15 protein-coding genes are annotated in these 15,775 nt (G+C 49.7%); 11 read left to right on the top strand and 4 right to left on the bottom strand.

All coding sequences use genetic code 11. The features are described 5' to 3' along the window. Positions 1–187: 187 nt before the first annotated feature. The 7 genes from AC5FXQ_RS08240 to AC5FXQ_RS08270 all read left to right on the top strand — a co-directional run bounded on the left by AC5FXQ_RS08240 (position 188) and on the right by AC5FXQ_RS08270 (position 8,778). The gene (locus AC5FXQ_RS08240; protein WP_493601997.1) at positions 188–1,411 is read left to right on the top strand and encodes an ABC transporter permease; all 1,224 of its coding nucleotides are present in this window, start codon (positions 188–190) and stop codon (positions 1,409–1,411) included. 46 nt (positions 1,412–1,457) lie between these two features. Then, positions 1,458–1,787 carry a hypothetical protein gene (locus AC5FXQ_RS08245; RefSeq protein WP_493601998.1) on the top strand — a complete coding sequence of 110 codons (330 nt, stop codon included), beginning with the start codon at positions 1,458–1,460 and terminating at the stop codon, positions 1,785–1,787. A 180-nt stretch (positions 1,788–1,967) separates the two neighbouring features. Then, on the top strand, positions 1,968–4,901 hold the full coding sequence (locus AC5FXQ_RS08250; protein ID WP_493601999.1) for a DEAD/DEAH box helicase: 2,934 nt from the start codon (positions 1,968–1,970) through the stop codon (positions 4,899–4,901). A 352-nt stretch (positions 4,902–5,253) separates the two neighbouring features. Beyond that, complete coding sequence (locus tag AC5FXQ_RS08255) at positions 5,254–5,694, top strand: SRPBCC family protein (protein WP_493602000.1); 441 nt, start codon at positions 5,254–5,256, stop codon at positions 5,692–5,694. A 145-nt stretch (positions 5,695–5,839) separates the two neighbouring features. After that, positions 5,840–7,336, top strand: a complete 1,497-nt coding sequence (gene crtD, locus AC5FXQ_RS08260; protein ID WP_493602001.1) for a 1-hydroxycarotenoid 3,4-desaturase CrtD — start codon at positions 5,840–5,842, stop codon at positions 7,334–7,336. Further along, positions 7,329–8,012 carry a carotenoid biosynthesis protein gene (locus tag AC5FXQ_RS08265; RefSeq protein WP_493602002.1) on the top strand — a complete coding sequence of 228 codons (684 nt, stop codon included), beginning with the start codon at positions 7,329–7,331 and terminating at the stop codon, positions 8,010–8,012. Before crtD ends, AC5FXQ_RS08265 begins: the two co-directional genes overlap by 8 nt. Positions 8,013–8,169: 157 nt before the next feature. Next, a complete protein-coding gene (locus tag AC5FXQ_RS08270) occupies positions 8,170–8,778 on the top strand; it encodes a TetR/AcrR family transcriptional regulator (RefSeq protein WP_493602003.1) in 609 nt (202 codons plus the stop codon). Between the two features lie 86 nt (positions 8,779–8,864). Here the strand turns inward: AC5FXQ_RS08270 and AC5FXQ_RS08275 are convergent, their stop codons facing one another. The 3 genes from AC5FXQ_RS08275 to AC5FXQ_RS08285 all read right to left on the bottom strand — a co-directional run bounded on the left by AC5FXQ_RS08275 (position 8,865) and on the right by AC5FXQ_RS08285 (position 10,200). After that, positions 8,865–9,107: a DUF6952 family protein gene (locus AC5FXQ_RS08275; protein WP_493602004.1), complete on the bottom strand. Its 243-nt coding sequence runs from the start codon at positions 9,105–9,107 to the stop codon at positions 8,865–8,867. A gap of 3 nt (positions 9,108–9,110) precedes the next feature. After that, a complete protein-coding gene (locus tag AC5FXQ_RS08280) occupies positions 9,111–9,431 on the bottom strand; it encodes a thioredoxin domain-containing protein (RefSeq protein WP_493602005.1) in 321 nt (106 codons plus the stop codon). A gap of 145 nt (positions 9,432–9,576) precedes the next feature. Further along, a complete protein-coding gene (locus AC5FXQ_RS08285; protein ID WP_493602006.1) occupies positions 9,577–10,200 on the bottom strand; it encodes a Tll0287-like domain-containing protein in 624 nt (207 codons plus the stop codon). Between the two features lie 186 nt (positions 10,201–10,386). On the opposite strand from AC5FXQ_RS08285, the gene prfA reads away from it, so the two are divergent. The 4 genes from prfA to AC5FXQ_RS08305 all read left to right on the top strand — a co-directional run bounded on the left by prfA (position 10,387) and on the right by AC5FXQ_RS08305 (position 14,160). Further along, entirely contained in the window at positions 10,387–11,463 is a 1,077-nt protein-coding gene (gene prfA / locus AC5FXQ_RS08290; RefSeq protein WP_493602007.1) for a peptide chain release factor 1, read from the top strand. Positions 11,464–11,579: 116 nt separating this feature from the next. Further along, entirely contained in the window at positions 11,580–11,975 is a 396-nt protein-coding gene (locus AC5FXQ_RS08295) for a hypothetical protein (RefSeq protein WP_493602008.1), read from the top strand. Positions 11,976–11,999: 24 nt separating this feature from the next. Then, positions 12,000–13,370, top strand: coding sequence for a hypothetical protein (locus AC5FXQ_RS08300; protein WP_493602009.1), 1,371 nt, complete (start codon positions 12,000–12,002; stop codon positions 13,368–13,370). A 364-nt stretch (positions 13,371–13,734) separates the two neighbouring features. Continuing rightward, a complete protein-coding gene (locus AC5FXQ_RS08305; protein WP_007657228.1) occupies positions 13,735–14,160 on the top strand; it encodes a secondary thiamine-phosphate synthase enzyme YjbQ in 426 nt (141 codons plus the stop codon). Between the two features lie 13 nt (positions 14,161–14,173). Here the strand turns inward: AC5FXQ_RS08305 and AC5FXQ_RS08310 are convergent, their stop codons facing one another. Beyond that, complete coding sequence (locus AC5FXQ_RS08310; protein ID WP_493602010.1) at positions 14,174–15,667, bottom strand: M43 family zinc metalloprotease; 1,494 nt, start codon at positions 15,665–15,667, stop codon at positions 14,174–14,176. Between the last annotated feature and the right edge of the window lie 108 nt (positions 15,668–15,775).

Genomic DNA, 15,775 nt, shown 5'->3' on the forward strand with positions numbered 1-15,775 from the left:
TTGATGCCGCAAAATGATTAAATTGCTGGAAAGGCAGGAAGAAACCAAAGACCTGATTTCACATCAGCAAGGTATAGCAGACCTTAGCTCATTCTAAAGCCTAGACAATTAGAAGAGAGTTGGCAGTCAATGAAATTAATTTTTGTAAGAACAATCAACCTTTAGCCCAAGCACCCAAAACTGCTAAATGAACGTCCCTTATCTCATAGCGAAGCGTTATTTTTTCTCTAAGAAGAAGAGGAACATCATCAGCATTATCTCCAACATTGCCATGATCGGGGTGGCGGTGGGTACGGCGGCTCTTATCATTGTGCTGTCGGTGTTCAACGGTCTCGAAGACCTTATTCGTACGATTTATACCAGCTTTGATCCGAACCTAAAGATTTCGTCAGTAGAAGGCAAGTCGTTTGAGACGGATACTGAGTTCATGAACCGCATACGCCGCACCCCTGGTGTAGCGCTGGTAACAGAGGTGATAGAAGACAATGCGCTATTGCGCTACAACGATCGGCAGATGGTTGTGAAAGTCAAGGGCGTGAGTGAGAACTTCTTTGAGCAGAACAGGATTGGCTCTTCAGTAGTGGAAGGCGACTACAACCTGTATGCAAACGACAATTACTACGCTCTGGTGGGCCGGGGTGTTCAGTATCAGCTCTCCATCAGGACGAGCAATCAGTTTACGTACATGCAGTTCCTGTATCCACGCAATACAAAATTTAACCCACTCAATCCCGAGGGGGCCTTTAAAACACTACAAATAAGCCCAGGCGGCGTGTTTGCCATTGAGCGGCAGTACGACGATGCCTATGTGTTTGTGCCTATACAGTTTGCGGAGGAGTTGATGGAGTACGGTCGGCGGCGTACAGCCATTGAGATCAAGGTGGAGGATGGGTACCGCATCGAAACAGTGAAACGCTCTTTGCAGAAAGTACTGGGCGAGGGCTTCCTGGTCCAGAACAGCGACGAGCAGCACACCAGCCTGTTACGTGCTGTGAAGGTCGAAAAGCTTTTCGTGTTCATCACCTTTGCCTTTATCCTACTTATAGCTTCGCTCAACATCTTCTTCTCCCTCTCCATGCTCGTCATCGATAAGAAGAAGGATATCGCAGTGCTTGCCTCCATGGGCGCCACCAAAGAGCAGATCCGCAACATATTTTTGATCGAAGGCGCTTTAGTGGCTTTTATCGGAGCTTCCTATGGCCTGTCGCTGGGTATGCTGATTGCCAACCTGCAGCAGACCTTCGGCATTGTGTCGATGGGTATGGCCACTTCGGTTGTTGACTCCTACCCTGTTAAACTTAAGCTGATGGACTTTGTGCTGACGGGGGGCGCAATCGTGATCATCACCATGCTGGTGTCTATACGGCCGGCCCGCAAAGCGGCTGCCATGTCCGTACGGGACAATCTGTAAGGTATAGCTATACCCTAATCGCCTTATCAGCACTAACTCCGCCTTGATGCTGGGCTACCAATGCTCCAGCCAGCACCTGGACTTTCTGCAGAGGCGGTTCCGAAACGACCAGGAAGTACTGACACAATTGACTTCCTGTCCCCGCATACCTTTTACCGCTTCAAGCCAGCAAACTTTCGACGAGATATACTTGACCACACAAGGCGATACGATCAAAGTATGGTTTGGTGCAAGCGGTGTGAACTTGCCGATGAATGCTACCTGGGAGTGGACAGAGGAAAATGTTTTCCTGGCTCAAGATGATGCGATTAGCTTGGTGAGAGCAGGTAAATCAGAAGTGATCAGAAGCGAGCTTAAATTTGAAGAGGGGCTTTAAGGTGCTATGGAATATATGATATACTCTATATATTGAGATTAAAAGTCTTTAATGTGCCTGAGCGGGTAATTATATACTGAAAATATAAAAATAGTTTGATTCGCGGCGGTAATTTCAAGAGTGTAAGGTAGGAAATCAGGAGTTTTGGGAGTAAATTTGAAGTCCTAAAATTGTACCTGTATGAAAGTATACACCACACAGCCGTTTCAGGTGATCTATTCGTTGTTTGAACACGAATACCTGGGATACCTGTTCGAATCTTTTGTGGTGCAGATCAATACCAAGGGGCAGCTGACTTTACAGCACCAGAATATTTCTGCCAAAAACGCCGATGAATTTGCTTCCCGTCTCGACGACAAAGATTTCAAGCTAATTGCTTTGATCGATCAGATTCAGCAGGACGCTGTACTGAAGAAATTCTCTCCCAAGAAGCTATCTCCTGCTGATTTCTTCCTGAAGGTATACGACCCAGAAAAGGGCGATAAAAACATGCAGGAGGCGATCAGCCATTACATACAGGTGCGTATGGGCAAAATTCTGGAAATGCTCGAGGACCGGCGCACATTCATTATGGGCAAAGACGGTGACCCTGCCTGGAAAGAGATTCAAGTGGCGGCTGACAAGGCGACTGTGCGCTTTCACTTACACCGAAATGAAGACAATACCCACTACTACCCTACCATCAAATACAAAGGCGAAAAGCTGAACTTCCAGTATCGCAATGCTGCCTTGATCTGCTATGAGCCCGCGTGGCTGATGCTGGATGGAGTGGTTTATAGTTTTGAGAATGGCATTGATGGCAAAAAGCTACAGCCTTTCCTGAATAAGAAGTTTATTCTGATTCCGCGATCGGTAGAGGAAAACTACTACCGCAAATTCGTGACCTCCCTGGTGGAGTCCTTTGACGTGAAACCAAACGGCTTTGAGATCAAACCGCAGGAGTTTCGGCCTAAGCCTCATCTGAACTTCTCCGAGATCAAGTCGGCAGAGGTGTCTGCGCTGCTGAGCAACGGAGGCAGTGAGGCGAGCAAAGCAGACAAGGCTGCCGTGGCTGACAAGATCCTGTTTAACTTATCGTTCAGGTATGGCGACCACATGGTAGAGGCCCAGGATGCCAAGCGCATCAGTGTGAGCATGGAAAAGACGGAGGATTCCTACATTTTCCATAAGCTGATACGTGATGCAGTGCACGAAAAGCAGTACGTAAAAGAGCTTGCCAAGCGCGAACTGGAAGTGAAGAACGGACAGGCTGTGCTGGATAAAGGCGCTGCTTTCTCTTGGCTCAACAACAACCTGCAGGCGCTCGAAGAACTGGGCTTTACTGTAGAGCAGTCTGAGAAAAGCGGTAAGAACTATTTCATTGGTGAGATCTCCGTTAATGTAGGTATAACCGAAAACAACGACTGGTTCGACATCTACGGCACGGTGCGTTTCGGCGAGTTTGAGATTCCTTTTATCAAGCTCAAAAACCATATTCTGACCCGCAACAACGAGTACCTGTTACCGAACGGGCAGGTGGCCATTATACCTGAAGAGTGGTTCACGCAGTACATCGAACTGTTTGCTTTCTCGGAGGGCGAGCACCAGCTTACGCTGCGTAAGCACCACATGGCGCTGGTGAACGACTTGCAGAACGGCAACCTGGCGCAGGTGACGATGACGCGCAAGTTGGAGAAACTGCGCGAGTTTGATGAAATAGAAGATAAGCCTTTGCCAGCCGGCTTCCAGGGCGAGCTGCGTCCATACCAGAAAGCAGGTTACAACTGGCTGCACTTTGTAAAGGACTACAAGTTTGGCGGCTGTCTGGCTGATGACATGGGATTGGGTAAGACTGTGCAGACATTGGCCATGCTGCAGCACCGCAAAGAGAACGGGGCCGAGTCGGCTTCGCTATTGGTCATGCCTACATCGCTCATCTATAACTGGATGAATGAGGCCCAGAAGTTTACTCCGGAGCTGCGCATCCTCACCTACACCGGCACTTACCGCGACAAGAACGTGGAGCAGTTCAAGGACTATGACCTGGTGCTGACCTCCTACGGCATTGTGCGCCTCGACACGGAGCTGCTCAAGACCTACTACTTCGACTACATCATACTGGACGAGTCGCAAGCTATCAAAAACCCTGACTCCAACACTTCAAAAGCAGTTCGTTCGCTCAAGTCGCGTCACCGCCTGATTTTGACGGGTACACCAGTGGAGAATAGCACAATGGACCTGTGGTCGCAGATGTCGTTCATTAATCCGGGCCTGCTGGGCAATCAGCACTTCTTCCGAAACGAGTTTCTAAAGCCGATCGAAAAGGAGAAGGATGAGCACAAGACACGCCGACTGCATGCCTTGATCAAGCCTTTTATCCTGCGCAGGCACAAGTCGCAGGTGGCTCGCGAGCTGCCGCCGAAGATTGAGCACACCACTTTCTGTAAGATGACGGAGGAGCAGGAGCATGCCTACGAAGAAACAAAGTCGTATTACCGCAACAAGATCCTGACGAGTCTGGAGGAAAACGGGCCGGGCAATACCCAGTTTATGCTCTTGCAGGGTCTGATGAAGCTCCGCCAGATTGCCAATCACCCTTCCATGACCGATCCAAGCTACGAAGGCGAGTCGGGTAAGCTGAAAGAGGTAATGCGCATGACCAAGAGTATTGTGGCCAAGGGGCACAAGGTGCTTATCTTCAGCCAATTCGTGAAGCATCTGGAAATCATACGGCAGGTGCTGAATGAAAAGGAGATCACCTACGCATACCTGGACGGCAACACCAAAAACCGCCAGCAGCAGGTAGAGCTTTTCCAGAATGACCCAAGCATACAGGTGTTCCTGATCTCACTGAAAGCCGGTGGTGTGGGCCTTAACCTGACCGCCGCTGACTATGTGTTTATCCTGGACCCGTGGTGGAACCCGGCCGTTGAGGCGCAAGCTGTGGACCGTGCCCATCGTATCGGGCAGCAGAACAAGGTGTTTACTTACAAGTTCATCACCAAAGATACCGTGGAGGAAAAGATCCTGGCACTGCAGAACCGGAAGATCCAGCTCGTAACCGACCTGATCAGCACGGACGAAAACATCATCAAGAGCCTGACGAAAGAGGATATCGATAACCTGTTGAGTTAAATTTAATTGTTAAATTGTTGGTTCGGTAACAGGTGAAAATACCGAAGCCGCAGCATGTCTAGTGTTGCGGCTTTTCTTTTGTGCTTACAGTAAGATAGTAGGTATAACCTTATGGTTAATGTTTGGTTATTAGAGGTAGTTCTTAGGTATAGATATAGCCCGGCTTGCAGGTATAGAGGGAAAGCCTATGTTTTCACCGACTTTTGCCAATCACCCCTGGCTCGGCAAGTGCTAATTAAGCTGGCTATACCTGTTTAAAGACACAAGCCACTATTGCCCCCGCTCATTGGAGCGGCGGCAGGTGTAAATGAGGACCAACAATTTAACCATCAGCAATTTAGCAATCAAACAAATGCGCCTTCACCTGAAAACCACTGTGCAGCAAGACTTTTCGAGCGTTTTTAATGCTTTTGACGAGCAGCTGTTCCGGGAGTTGGCTCCACCCTACCCGCGGCTGAAACTATTGCGGTTTGATGGCAGTGCCCCAGGTGACATGGTGGAGGTGGAGCTGCAGACAGGCATAAAGTCCTTTCGCTGGACCAGCCTGATCACAGAGCGGGAAATAACGGACACAGCTGCCTGGTTTGTGGACGAAGGTCAGGAAGTACCCCCTCCCCTCCGCAGCTGGCGACACAAGCATTTAATTACGAAACAGGGCAGTGGCGCTGTTATCCACGACATCATTGACTATAGCACAGAGTATAAAGTACTCGACTTGCTACTATACCCGCTGATGCTAGCTGCTTTTGGAATGCGCGGGCCGGTTTACAGAAGGCTATTCAGGCAGGTATAGTTTAGCTGAAGCCTCAGGTACAGATAAGCTCATCAGGTATAGGTATACCACGGAATCAGCCTGTAGTAAAGAGCCAAATCTTTAAAACCTTTGCTATACCCTTTCAGTTAAGTGCAGAGAAGAAATAATCTCCTTAAATTAGGGTATGACGAAAGCGACCATTATCGGTTCAGGTATAGGAGGCATCGCCACGGCTATCAGGCTGGCGGTGAAAGGCTATGACGTGACCGTGTTTGAGGCCAATGCTTCGTTTGGGGGCAAGATGCACCAGTTCGACCTGCAGGGCTACCGCTTTGATGCTGGTCCTTCGTTGTTCACACTGCCACACCTCGTCGACGAACTCTTTACCCTGGCCGGTCGCAATCCATCCGATTACTTTACCTATACCCGCCTCGACCCGATTACGCACTACTTTTGGCCCGGCGGCAGTCAATTGAAGGCCTATGCCGATGCTGAGGCCTTTGCCGTTGAGGCGGAGCAGCAGCTAGGGGTAAACGCGCAGGATGTACGGGATGTGCTGGCCAAGAGCGCCCGGCTATACAAGGGTACGGCTGATACTTTTCTGCACAAGTCGCTGCACCGGCTCGACACTTACCTGAGCGCTGATGTGCTTAAAGCCTTGGGTTGCCTGTCGGACCTGGGGCTGACGACGACCATGCACGATGCCAATGCCAGGCTGTTCAAGGATCCGCGTTTTGTGCAATTGCTTGACCGCTTTGCTACCTACAACGGCTCCGACCCTTACCAGGCACCGGGTACACTCAATCTGATCCCGCATCTGGAGCATAACATAGGCGCTTTCTACCCCAAAGGTGGTATTTACAGCATTGCCACCAGTCTGGTGAAGCTGGCCGAGGAGCTGGGCGTGGCCTTCAGGTATAACGAACGGGTGGAGCGGATCATTACCCAAAATGGCAAAGCAACAGGTATAGAAACCAGCTCCGGCAGGTATAGCGCTGAGGTGGTGGTGAGCAACATGGATGTGGTGCCGACCTACCGCCGCCTGCTGCCCGACCAGCCGGCGCCGGAGCAGACCCTGCAGCAGCCACGCTCCAGTTCTGCATTGATCTACTACTGGGGTATAGCCCGTGAGTTTCCGGAGCTGCACCTGCACAACATCTTCTTCAGCCAGGACTACAAAAAGGAGTTCGAGCACATCTTCCGGCACAAGTCCATCAGCCCGGACCCGACCGTGTATGTGAATATCACCTCTAAAATGGAAAAGAGCGATGCGCCTGCCGGCTGCGAGAACTGGTTTGTGATGGTGAACGTGCCGCACCACCAGGGGCAGAATTGGGAGCAGCTCATCAGCACCACCCGCCAGGCCGTGACAGATAAGCTCAGCCGTATGCTGCAAACTGACCTAAGCAAACTGATCGCCTGCGAACAGGTGCTGGACCCATTGCTGATCGAGCAGCAGACTTCATCGTATGCGGGGGCACTCTATGGCAGTAGCTCTAACAACCGCATGGCGGCATTTCTACGGCACCCGAACTTCAGCTCTAAACTTAAGGGGCTTTACTTCTGCGGAGGCAGTGTGCATCCTGGGGGAGGTATACCACTCTGCCTGCTTTCTGCCCGTATAGTAGGAAGTCTTCTGCCTGTCGTAACACCAGCTAACAAATCTAAACAGCATGCCTGATACCACACAAACATATCAACCGGCTATACCTCTGCAAGAACGGCTTAAACCCTATGCCTTTGGCTTAGCTTTAGGTGTGTTGGCTATTTTCCATGCGGTGGGCTTTTGGGGGCTGATGTTTAGTGGTGAACCAGAAAAGTTTCAGCGGCTCACACCCATGAACCTGCTCCTGACTAACTTCCTGCTCTTTTCCTTTCATAGGCGCTGGAATGTAGCCTTTATACTCTTCGCAGTTGTAATCATGGTCGCTGGCTTTTTTGCGGAGGTGCTAGGTATACATACCGGCTTACTGTTCGGGGACTATGCCTATGGGGAGTCTTTAGGTCTAAAAGTGCTGGACGTGCCGCTGCTGATCGGGCTTAATTGGCTGATGCTCGTTTACACTTCAGGGCATTTGGTTAATATGATACAGCTGCATTGGCTTGCAAGAGCTGTGCTGGCTGCACTGCTTATGGTCGGGCTCGATTTTTTTCTGGAGCCGGTGGCTGTGGCCTTTGACTTCTGGGACTGGTATGGAGGGCGTATTCCATGGACTAATTATGTAGGATGGCTGGGACTGTCCTTTCTGTTTCAGGTGTATTTTCAGAAAGCCCCTATCTACAAGCATAACCGACTGGCGCCTTATGTTTACCTGGTACAGGCCGTGTTCTTCATCAGTATCTGGACCTTACTGTAGGTCTACTCGGGACGGATTAGAGAATAGCTTGTAAGGCGCCTTGTATTATGTTACATTTGCATGCTTTAAAATACAAGTTAATATATACATCAGGGATCTAACTGCGTAATGAGTATATACCTACTCCATGCATTAGCTTGATGATTTACCCTACTCCATGACTTTTTTAGAAACCATATTAGGTGAACTCCTGCAGATCTTTAAGCGGGATGGCATAGATGCGAACTCAGATGCAGACCTGATCAGGAAGCTTGACATCCGTCAGTCAACTTTTCAGGAGCTTTTCTCGAGCCGTGAGAATATGGTGAAGCAGGTAATTCTGTACGATATAGAAGTAGAAAACAAGAGGCAGATGGAAATGCTCTCCAAGGCTACGAACCCTGTAGAGGAAATTATGCTGCTTCTGCAGGATGGTATCAGAAGTATCAAGCAGGTGAACCCCGTTTATATTGCAGATCTGCAAAGATATCCGGAAGCCTGGAAGTTGAGCATGCAGAATGTGATCGAGAATAACCAGCATGTAAACGCTGAGATTCTGAACAGAGGGATACTGCAAGGTTACTTCCGCAAAGACATTAACCTGCAACTGGTTACAAAGATCATTCTGGAGCAGTTCTTTATGATGATCAACCCGGTATCATTTCCGCCTGAAAAGTATGATCTGGCAGAAGTGTTCCGCAGCATCTACCTGTACTATGTGCGCGGCATTTGTACGGACCTGGGAGGAAAGCTGGCTGAGTCATATTTCGCAAAGAATAACATGTAGACAGGAAGTACGCTATAAAAAAAGCATCAGGCCCCGAAACAATTCGCTTCGGGGCCTGATGCTTTTAGAGATTATCAGTTATAGGTTTAGCTGATAGAAACGCGCACCTTTTTCGTGTACTCACGCAGCGCCGTCTTGAAATCGACGCCGTTGTCGTTCATGTAATTCAGGATCCAGGCAGCAGCTATCACGTGTGTCAGCTGTTCGCCTTCGTCATCTCCTTCTACTTCAATGGCAAGCGGCTGCTCCTCCATCAGGGCCTCTTCGGCTGCCGTCAGGTTTTCCAGCGACTGGGTTTCTACCAGTTTCTTGATTGCGGGTATTTTCATTTCTTAAACAGTCAGTTTGTTGATCAGATCACGTACAGCTTCTTCTTTGCTGGCAGCCACTGTGTCAACCAGTTTACCACTCTTGAACACGGCAAAGAAAGGCAGGTTGGTCACGCCAGCCAATTTGCGGGCCTCTGGGCTTGTTTCAGCATTCACATCCACGAAGGCCACATTGGCAAAAACTTCTTCGTCAGACATGCGCTTGAACTTAGGCGCAAACAAACGGCAGCTGCCGCACCAGTCAGCGTAGTATTTCACTACCACGTTTTGGTTTGAGTTAAGTACGTTATTGAAATCGTTATCGGTTGCTACTATTACAGCCATGTTATTCTTTTTAAAGATTAAACATCAGATCAGGTATTGCCTAATCATACTAGGTGCAAAGTTAAATGTTTCAGACCAAACATGCAGTGATGTTTGTCACCATTGCACGGTTGTCCGGGCTAAAACAGCAACACAGAAGGATTGTTTAGCGGGGGCGGCGGCTTTTCTTGGGCTGGTCGTTGAGGTAAGCCACCAGGTCCATTTTGTCGAATGTAAGCTCCCACATACCCATCAGATCACCTTTCCTGTAGCCAGTGGCCTGGTCCTGTGGGTATTTTTCTTTGATCAGAGCATAATCGGTTTCGCTTACATCCTGCCCCACTGTGCCATGGCAGCTGAGGCAGCTCTCGTCGCGCAGGTAGATCGGGGAGGTATAGCGGATCTCGTCCTTAGTCAGCGCCTCAACCTTTGACGCACGTTCCTGTCCGCTGCTATACCTGGCCAGCACCTGGGCTGTGGCATCCTTTGGTTGGTTTTGCGGGTTGCGTGGCTGCTCGCTGAAGCGGCGTGAGATGGCTCCGAACTTGTGCTGCAGCGCCTCTACTTCCTCGTAGTTCTCAGGTTGGCAATAAGGTATAGCGGCCTCCACTCCTCCCTGCGCAAGGTGCCCGGTCAGGCGTTGGACGTGCAGGCGCTGCGCTACCACCACAATAGAATCACCATGCTTCAGGGCGGCATTGAGGATATCCTGCTGGGTAAGGCGCTTGATCTTGTGACGCTCCAGTTCCTGTGCGATTTCCTTTCCTCCCTCTATTGGTTTTACTTTCACATCGCAGCTTGAAACTAACAGGGATATACTTAGGGTTATGATGGCAGACAAAGAGCGGCTGTTGAACATCTTTCAGAGCAAATTTGTATTAAGATAAGCTAGAGATAAACTCAGTGCTTGATACTTATGTTTTATTACTTCAACGCCAATTTAGTATCTTTGCAGCTATAAAACCATAACAGAACGATGTTAGATAAATTAGAAGCCATTAATCACCGGTTTGAGGAGGTGAGCCAGCTGCTTATCCAGCCTGATGTGGCCAGCGACATGAAGAAATTCAAAGCGCTGAATAAAGAGTATAAAGACCTTGACAAGATAGTAGTAGAGTATAAGAAGTACCTCAACATCCTGAGCAACATCGACAGCGCCAAGCAGGTGATCGCGACGGAGAAAGACGAGGAGTTCCGTGAGATGGCCAAGGAGGAGCTGGACGAGCTGCTGCCACAGCGTGAGCAGATGGAAGAGCTTCTGAAAGAGTTGCTCATACCAAAGGATCCGAACGACAGCAAAGACATTATCATGGAGATCCGTGCTGGTGCTGGCGGCGACGAGGCTTCTATTTTTGCCGGCGACCTGTACCGCATGTATACCCGCTTCGCTGAGAAGATGGGTTGGCGCACCGAATTGATCGATGCTACAGAAGGCACGTCAGGCGGCTACAAAGAAATTATAGTGGGTATGTCCGGTGAGGACGTGTATGGCAAACTCAAATTTGAGTCGGGCGTACACCGTGTGCAGCGTGTACCCGCTACCGAAACGCAGGGGCGTATCCATACCTCAGTTGCCTCAGTGGTAGTGCTGCCAGAGGTAGAGGAGTTTGACATCGACCTAGACATGAATGACATCCGCAAGGACTTGTTCTGTTCTTCAGGCCCGGGTGGTCAGTCAGTGAACACGACTTACTCAGCCGTTCGTCTGACACACTTACCAACCGGCTTGGTGGCCCAGTGCCAGGACCAGAAGTCGCAGCTCAAGAACTTTGATAAAGCCCTTGCCGTGTTGCGCTCCCGTATTTACGAGCAGGAATTGGCCAAGAAACTGGAGGCCGAAGGTGCTCAGCGCAAGAGCATGGTAGGTAGCGGCGATCGCTCTGACAAGATCCGTACCTACAACTACCCACAGGGCCGTGTGACAGATCACCGTATCGGCTATACTGTTTACAATCTGCCTAACGTAATGGACGGCGGTATTGAAGATTTCGTGGAAGAGCTGCGTATAGCAGAGAACTCTGAGCGTCTGAAAGAAGGTGCGACTGCGGAATAATCTGTTTGTGTAAGATATATTTAGGAATGTGGTGCAGCCGAAAGCTGCGCTGCATTCCTTTTTTTATTTTAACTTGGTGGTAACTACAAGAGGAACCATTCTTAGGGAGAAGCGGTATGAAAAGCTTGATCTTATACAGTAGGGAGAAGCTAAGAGGTATAAGTGAAGCCGATAACGTATTTACGGTCTGCTTAGTAGCAGTTGCTCTACCTGCTGGGATTTATGAATATGGTTTGTATGCGACTATACTAACTATGTTCATTCTTTACGCTGCTTTTACTTTATTTGAGATTGTATTTTTGGGCAGGGAGATATTTGCCTTTAGAAACCTAAAGAAGAAGAATTCAATAGAGCAGGGTAGGCTTTTTTATCATCTCATTGCGTTAACCGTTATTTTCTGCGGAATGCTATACCTACATGATAGAGCAGTCTATATTCTTACAGCATCAATTACCATTGTTGTGTGCTTTGCAACAGGTATTGGTCTATTTTCTTTAAAATTTAAAAAATAGCGTAACTAATAACCCTCACTGCCTTTGAAATACCTGCTCGCCATACTGCCCCTCCTATTCCTGCTCTCAATGGTGGGTTGTGAGCCCAAAGACGAGGTTGTAACAAATGACCCGGATGCGATGCTGCGCTTCTCGGCAGACACAGTGCTTTTTGATACCGTGTTTGTGACGCAAGGCAGTATAACGCGGCGACTCAAAGTATACAACCCTCAAAAAAATGCCGTGCGCATCAGCAGTATCAGTTTAGGCGGAGCAAACGCCTCTCCCTACAAACTGATCATCAACGGGCAGCACACCCCCATTGCTAATAACCTGGAGTTGCGCGGTCAGGACAGCCTCTACATATTGGTGCGCGTGAACATCAATCCGGCTGATCAGAACCAGCCTTTCCTGGTGGCAGACTCCATTCTGTTTCATACAAATGGGAATCGGCAGAATGTGAAGCTGGTAGCCTATGGACAGGACGCAGTATTTCATCAGAAAGGAGCGATAGGCAATACCACTTGGGCGGCAGGCAAACCGCACGTGCTGCTCGACACGGTGCTCTTGCACGAAGGAGCAACACTGACCATTGAGAAAGGGGCACGCATATTTGCCACGAACAAAGCTGTGTTGCTGATCAACGGTACGCTGCAGGTCGAGGGCACACCGGAGGAGCGGGTTACCTTTTCAGGTATACGACGAGAGCCAGCCTATGTCAATGCGCCTGGTCAGTGGGAAGGTATACGCATTCTGACAGGTAGCCAGAACAACACCATCCGCTATGCTGACATTCGCAACACGATACGTGGTCTCCGGATCGGCAATCCCGGAAAAGGGGGCACCTTGGTAGAGGGGTGTGCAATACAGTATGCTTTCCTGGATGGCATAGTGGCTTTCACTTCAGATGTGAAGGTGGTGAATACGCTGATCCAGAACTGCGGACAGTACAGTTTTGGGGGCCTGGGTGGTGGTAATTATGAGGTGCTGTACTCTACCATCGTTAATTACCAGAACCAGATGCAGCGCGAGACACCGGCTGTTGTGATCGCTGACTTCATACCTGGCACTGATATTCGCAACCAACCTACGCAGCTGCGCCTGGTCAACAGCATCGTGTACAGCGACGGCTCCAATTACGCAAACGAGGTGCTGCTGGAGGGCGATATATCCGCAGAGGTAGCGCACAATATCCTTCGCACAGAGGCTTACAGAAACACACTCAACATCAACGGGAACCTGCTCAATATCGACCCCAAGTTTAAAGACGTACGCAAGCAGGACTTCAGACTCGACACGCTCTCCCCTGCCAGCAGTGCCGCCCTGCCTTTACCAGGTATAAACAAGGACTTCAAAGGTATAAATCGCAGCACCGACAAACCTGATATTGGTGCCTTCGAGCGAGTTATTGATTGAGGCAGGATCGTTTCATTCTAAGAAAACAGTTCAAAACTTGTTGTCATTCTGTAGATAAACTTGTTTGAAAAGAGGCCCCTAGCCCAGGAGATTAAGCCTTTGCTACACGCGGGGGTAGTGGCCCTCTTTACCAAGATCCTTTCAGGATGACAAAAAGTTGAATGAAACTAAGAGGGCTATTGATTACTAAATAAGCGAATCAATTGATGTATGCTATAACGATTAACTGAAGGGGCGCGCTTTGGGTATTTAAATCCACCTGGATGGTATATTCGCGTATGAACCATAATGATCGAGTATTTCAAAAAGTTATTTAAAAATCAATCACTCAATCACTCATTCACCAATTCAAAAATCAAACTCCATGTGGTTTCAGAAAGAGATACGCTTGCCAGCCGTGAAACGCGGTTTTCATTTGATCACCGACCTGCTTACAGCCCAACTGCCTGAGTTGGAGAATTACAGAGTGGGGCTTGCGCATATCTTTATCAAGCATACCTCCGCTAGCCTTTGCATCAACGAAGACGCAGACCCTACCGTGCGACAGGATTTTGAAAGCCACTTCAATCATATGGTGCCTGAAAACGCGCCTTACTACCGCCACACCATGGAAGGCCCAGACGATATGCCGGCGCACCTGAAGGCTGCCCTACTGGGTAGTTCTGTTACAGTGCCGATCTCGGATGGGGAATTTAATATGGGAACCTGGCAGGGCGTATACCTGTGTGAGCATCGCAACCATGCCTCTAAACGTACCGTGGTGGTTACCCTGCAGGGCGAAGGGTACTAAGGTATAGACACCATTACTTCACAATACTCACTTTCGTAACAGCAATGCCATTGGTGCTGGTCGTGCGCAGGAGGTACATACCGGCCGGCAGGTGCTGCACATCCAGTTGTATCACCCTATCTGCTACTTGTTCACGCAGCATCACCTGCCCGTGGCGGTTCATCAGTTCTACTAACTCAATCTGCTGACGGGCTGCCTGCTCCACTATGATATAGCCTTTCGCCGGATTCGGGTATACCTTCACGTTGTCTGACGTCACGTAAATATAGTCTTCTTTGGTGAGGGTATGGCTTGAGTTTTCGTTGGAGGTAGTGAGCGTAACGCGGTACCTGCCCGGGCGGTTATACCTGACGGTGGGGTTCTGGGCTGTGGAGGATGTAGGCGTGCCGCCCTCAAACTCCCACAGCCACAGTGTAGGCTTAAAGCCAGCAAATGAGCCCAGAAACTGTACCTGATCACCGGGAGCCAGTAAAGTATCCTGAGGCTGGGCGGTGCTGAAACGGGAGCGCAACTCACCGGTGCAGGCCGTGGACTCGAACAAATACCCGCGTGCCGATTGCAATATACTTTGCATGTAGGTGGCCTGACCTTTGGTGAAAAGGCTCATGCAGGCATCGTCGGAGTAATCCATGTAGTTTTGCCACATATTGCCATAAGGGCCATTGTCACACGATACCTCTATTCCGTCAGGGCAGCCATCCGTCTGTGTGAGCTGGTTGGGCGTGTCGTCAATGTCATCGGAGTCGTTGCAGGTCATTCCGTTCCCCCAGATGTGCTTCAGGCCCAGCCAGTGCCCTACTTCGTGCGTAGCGGTGCGTCCTCGGTTATAGGCCCACAGGCTGTTGTTGAATAGGGCCGCTCCTACTGTACGATAGTGCAGCACCACTCCATCGCGGTCGGGTGAGGCGCTGGGTGAGGAGGCATATCCGATGCTGCTGGTGCCCAGGTTGCCTATCCAGATGTTCAGATACTGTTTTGTATCCCAGGCATCGAGGCCGCCGTTGGCCGTGGACTTGATCTGATCAGAAAAATAGCTGAAGCTCTCTTTGGTAGTTTGGGTGCGGGTGATGCCTGATGTTGGATTACCGTTCGGATCTACTATGGCCAGGCAGAATTCGATGCGGGTGTCAGCGGCGAAAGGTTGGAAGTAATCGGGTGTGTTGGCAGTGTCCGCATTGAGACGACGAAAGTCCTCGTTCAGCACGGCCAGTTGCGAGAGCACCTGCGCATCACTGATATTTTCGCTGCCGGTTTTATAGACTACATGGAAAACCACCGGTATCGTGATGGTGGCTTGCTGCATGGCCTGGCCGGGAGGGCGCTGGCGCATGAGCTGCTGCACAGCCTGCTGTGTTCTTAAGCTTCGCTCCTCAAAGCCAGGGTCCTGTCGTTTTAAAATCTCCAGGTATGCCTCTGTGCTGCAGCCACGGCCTTGTTCGGTTGTTTGCGCAAAAGCTAAACGAACAAAGGCAAGGATTAGAAATAGGGCTACGGTACAGACACGCATACACACAGATCAAACAGGCATCAAAGAGCACAAGCGCAGATAAAGTGCATGGCTTGAGCGGCTTAGTAGAGCAATATACGCAATTTAACCCTTAAAAATGAAATCAGG

It is taken from the genome of Pontibacter sp. LHS1 (assembly GCF_058932855.1).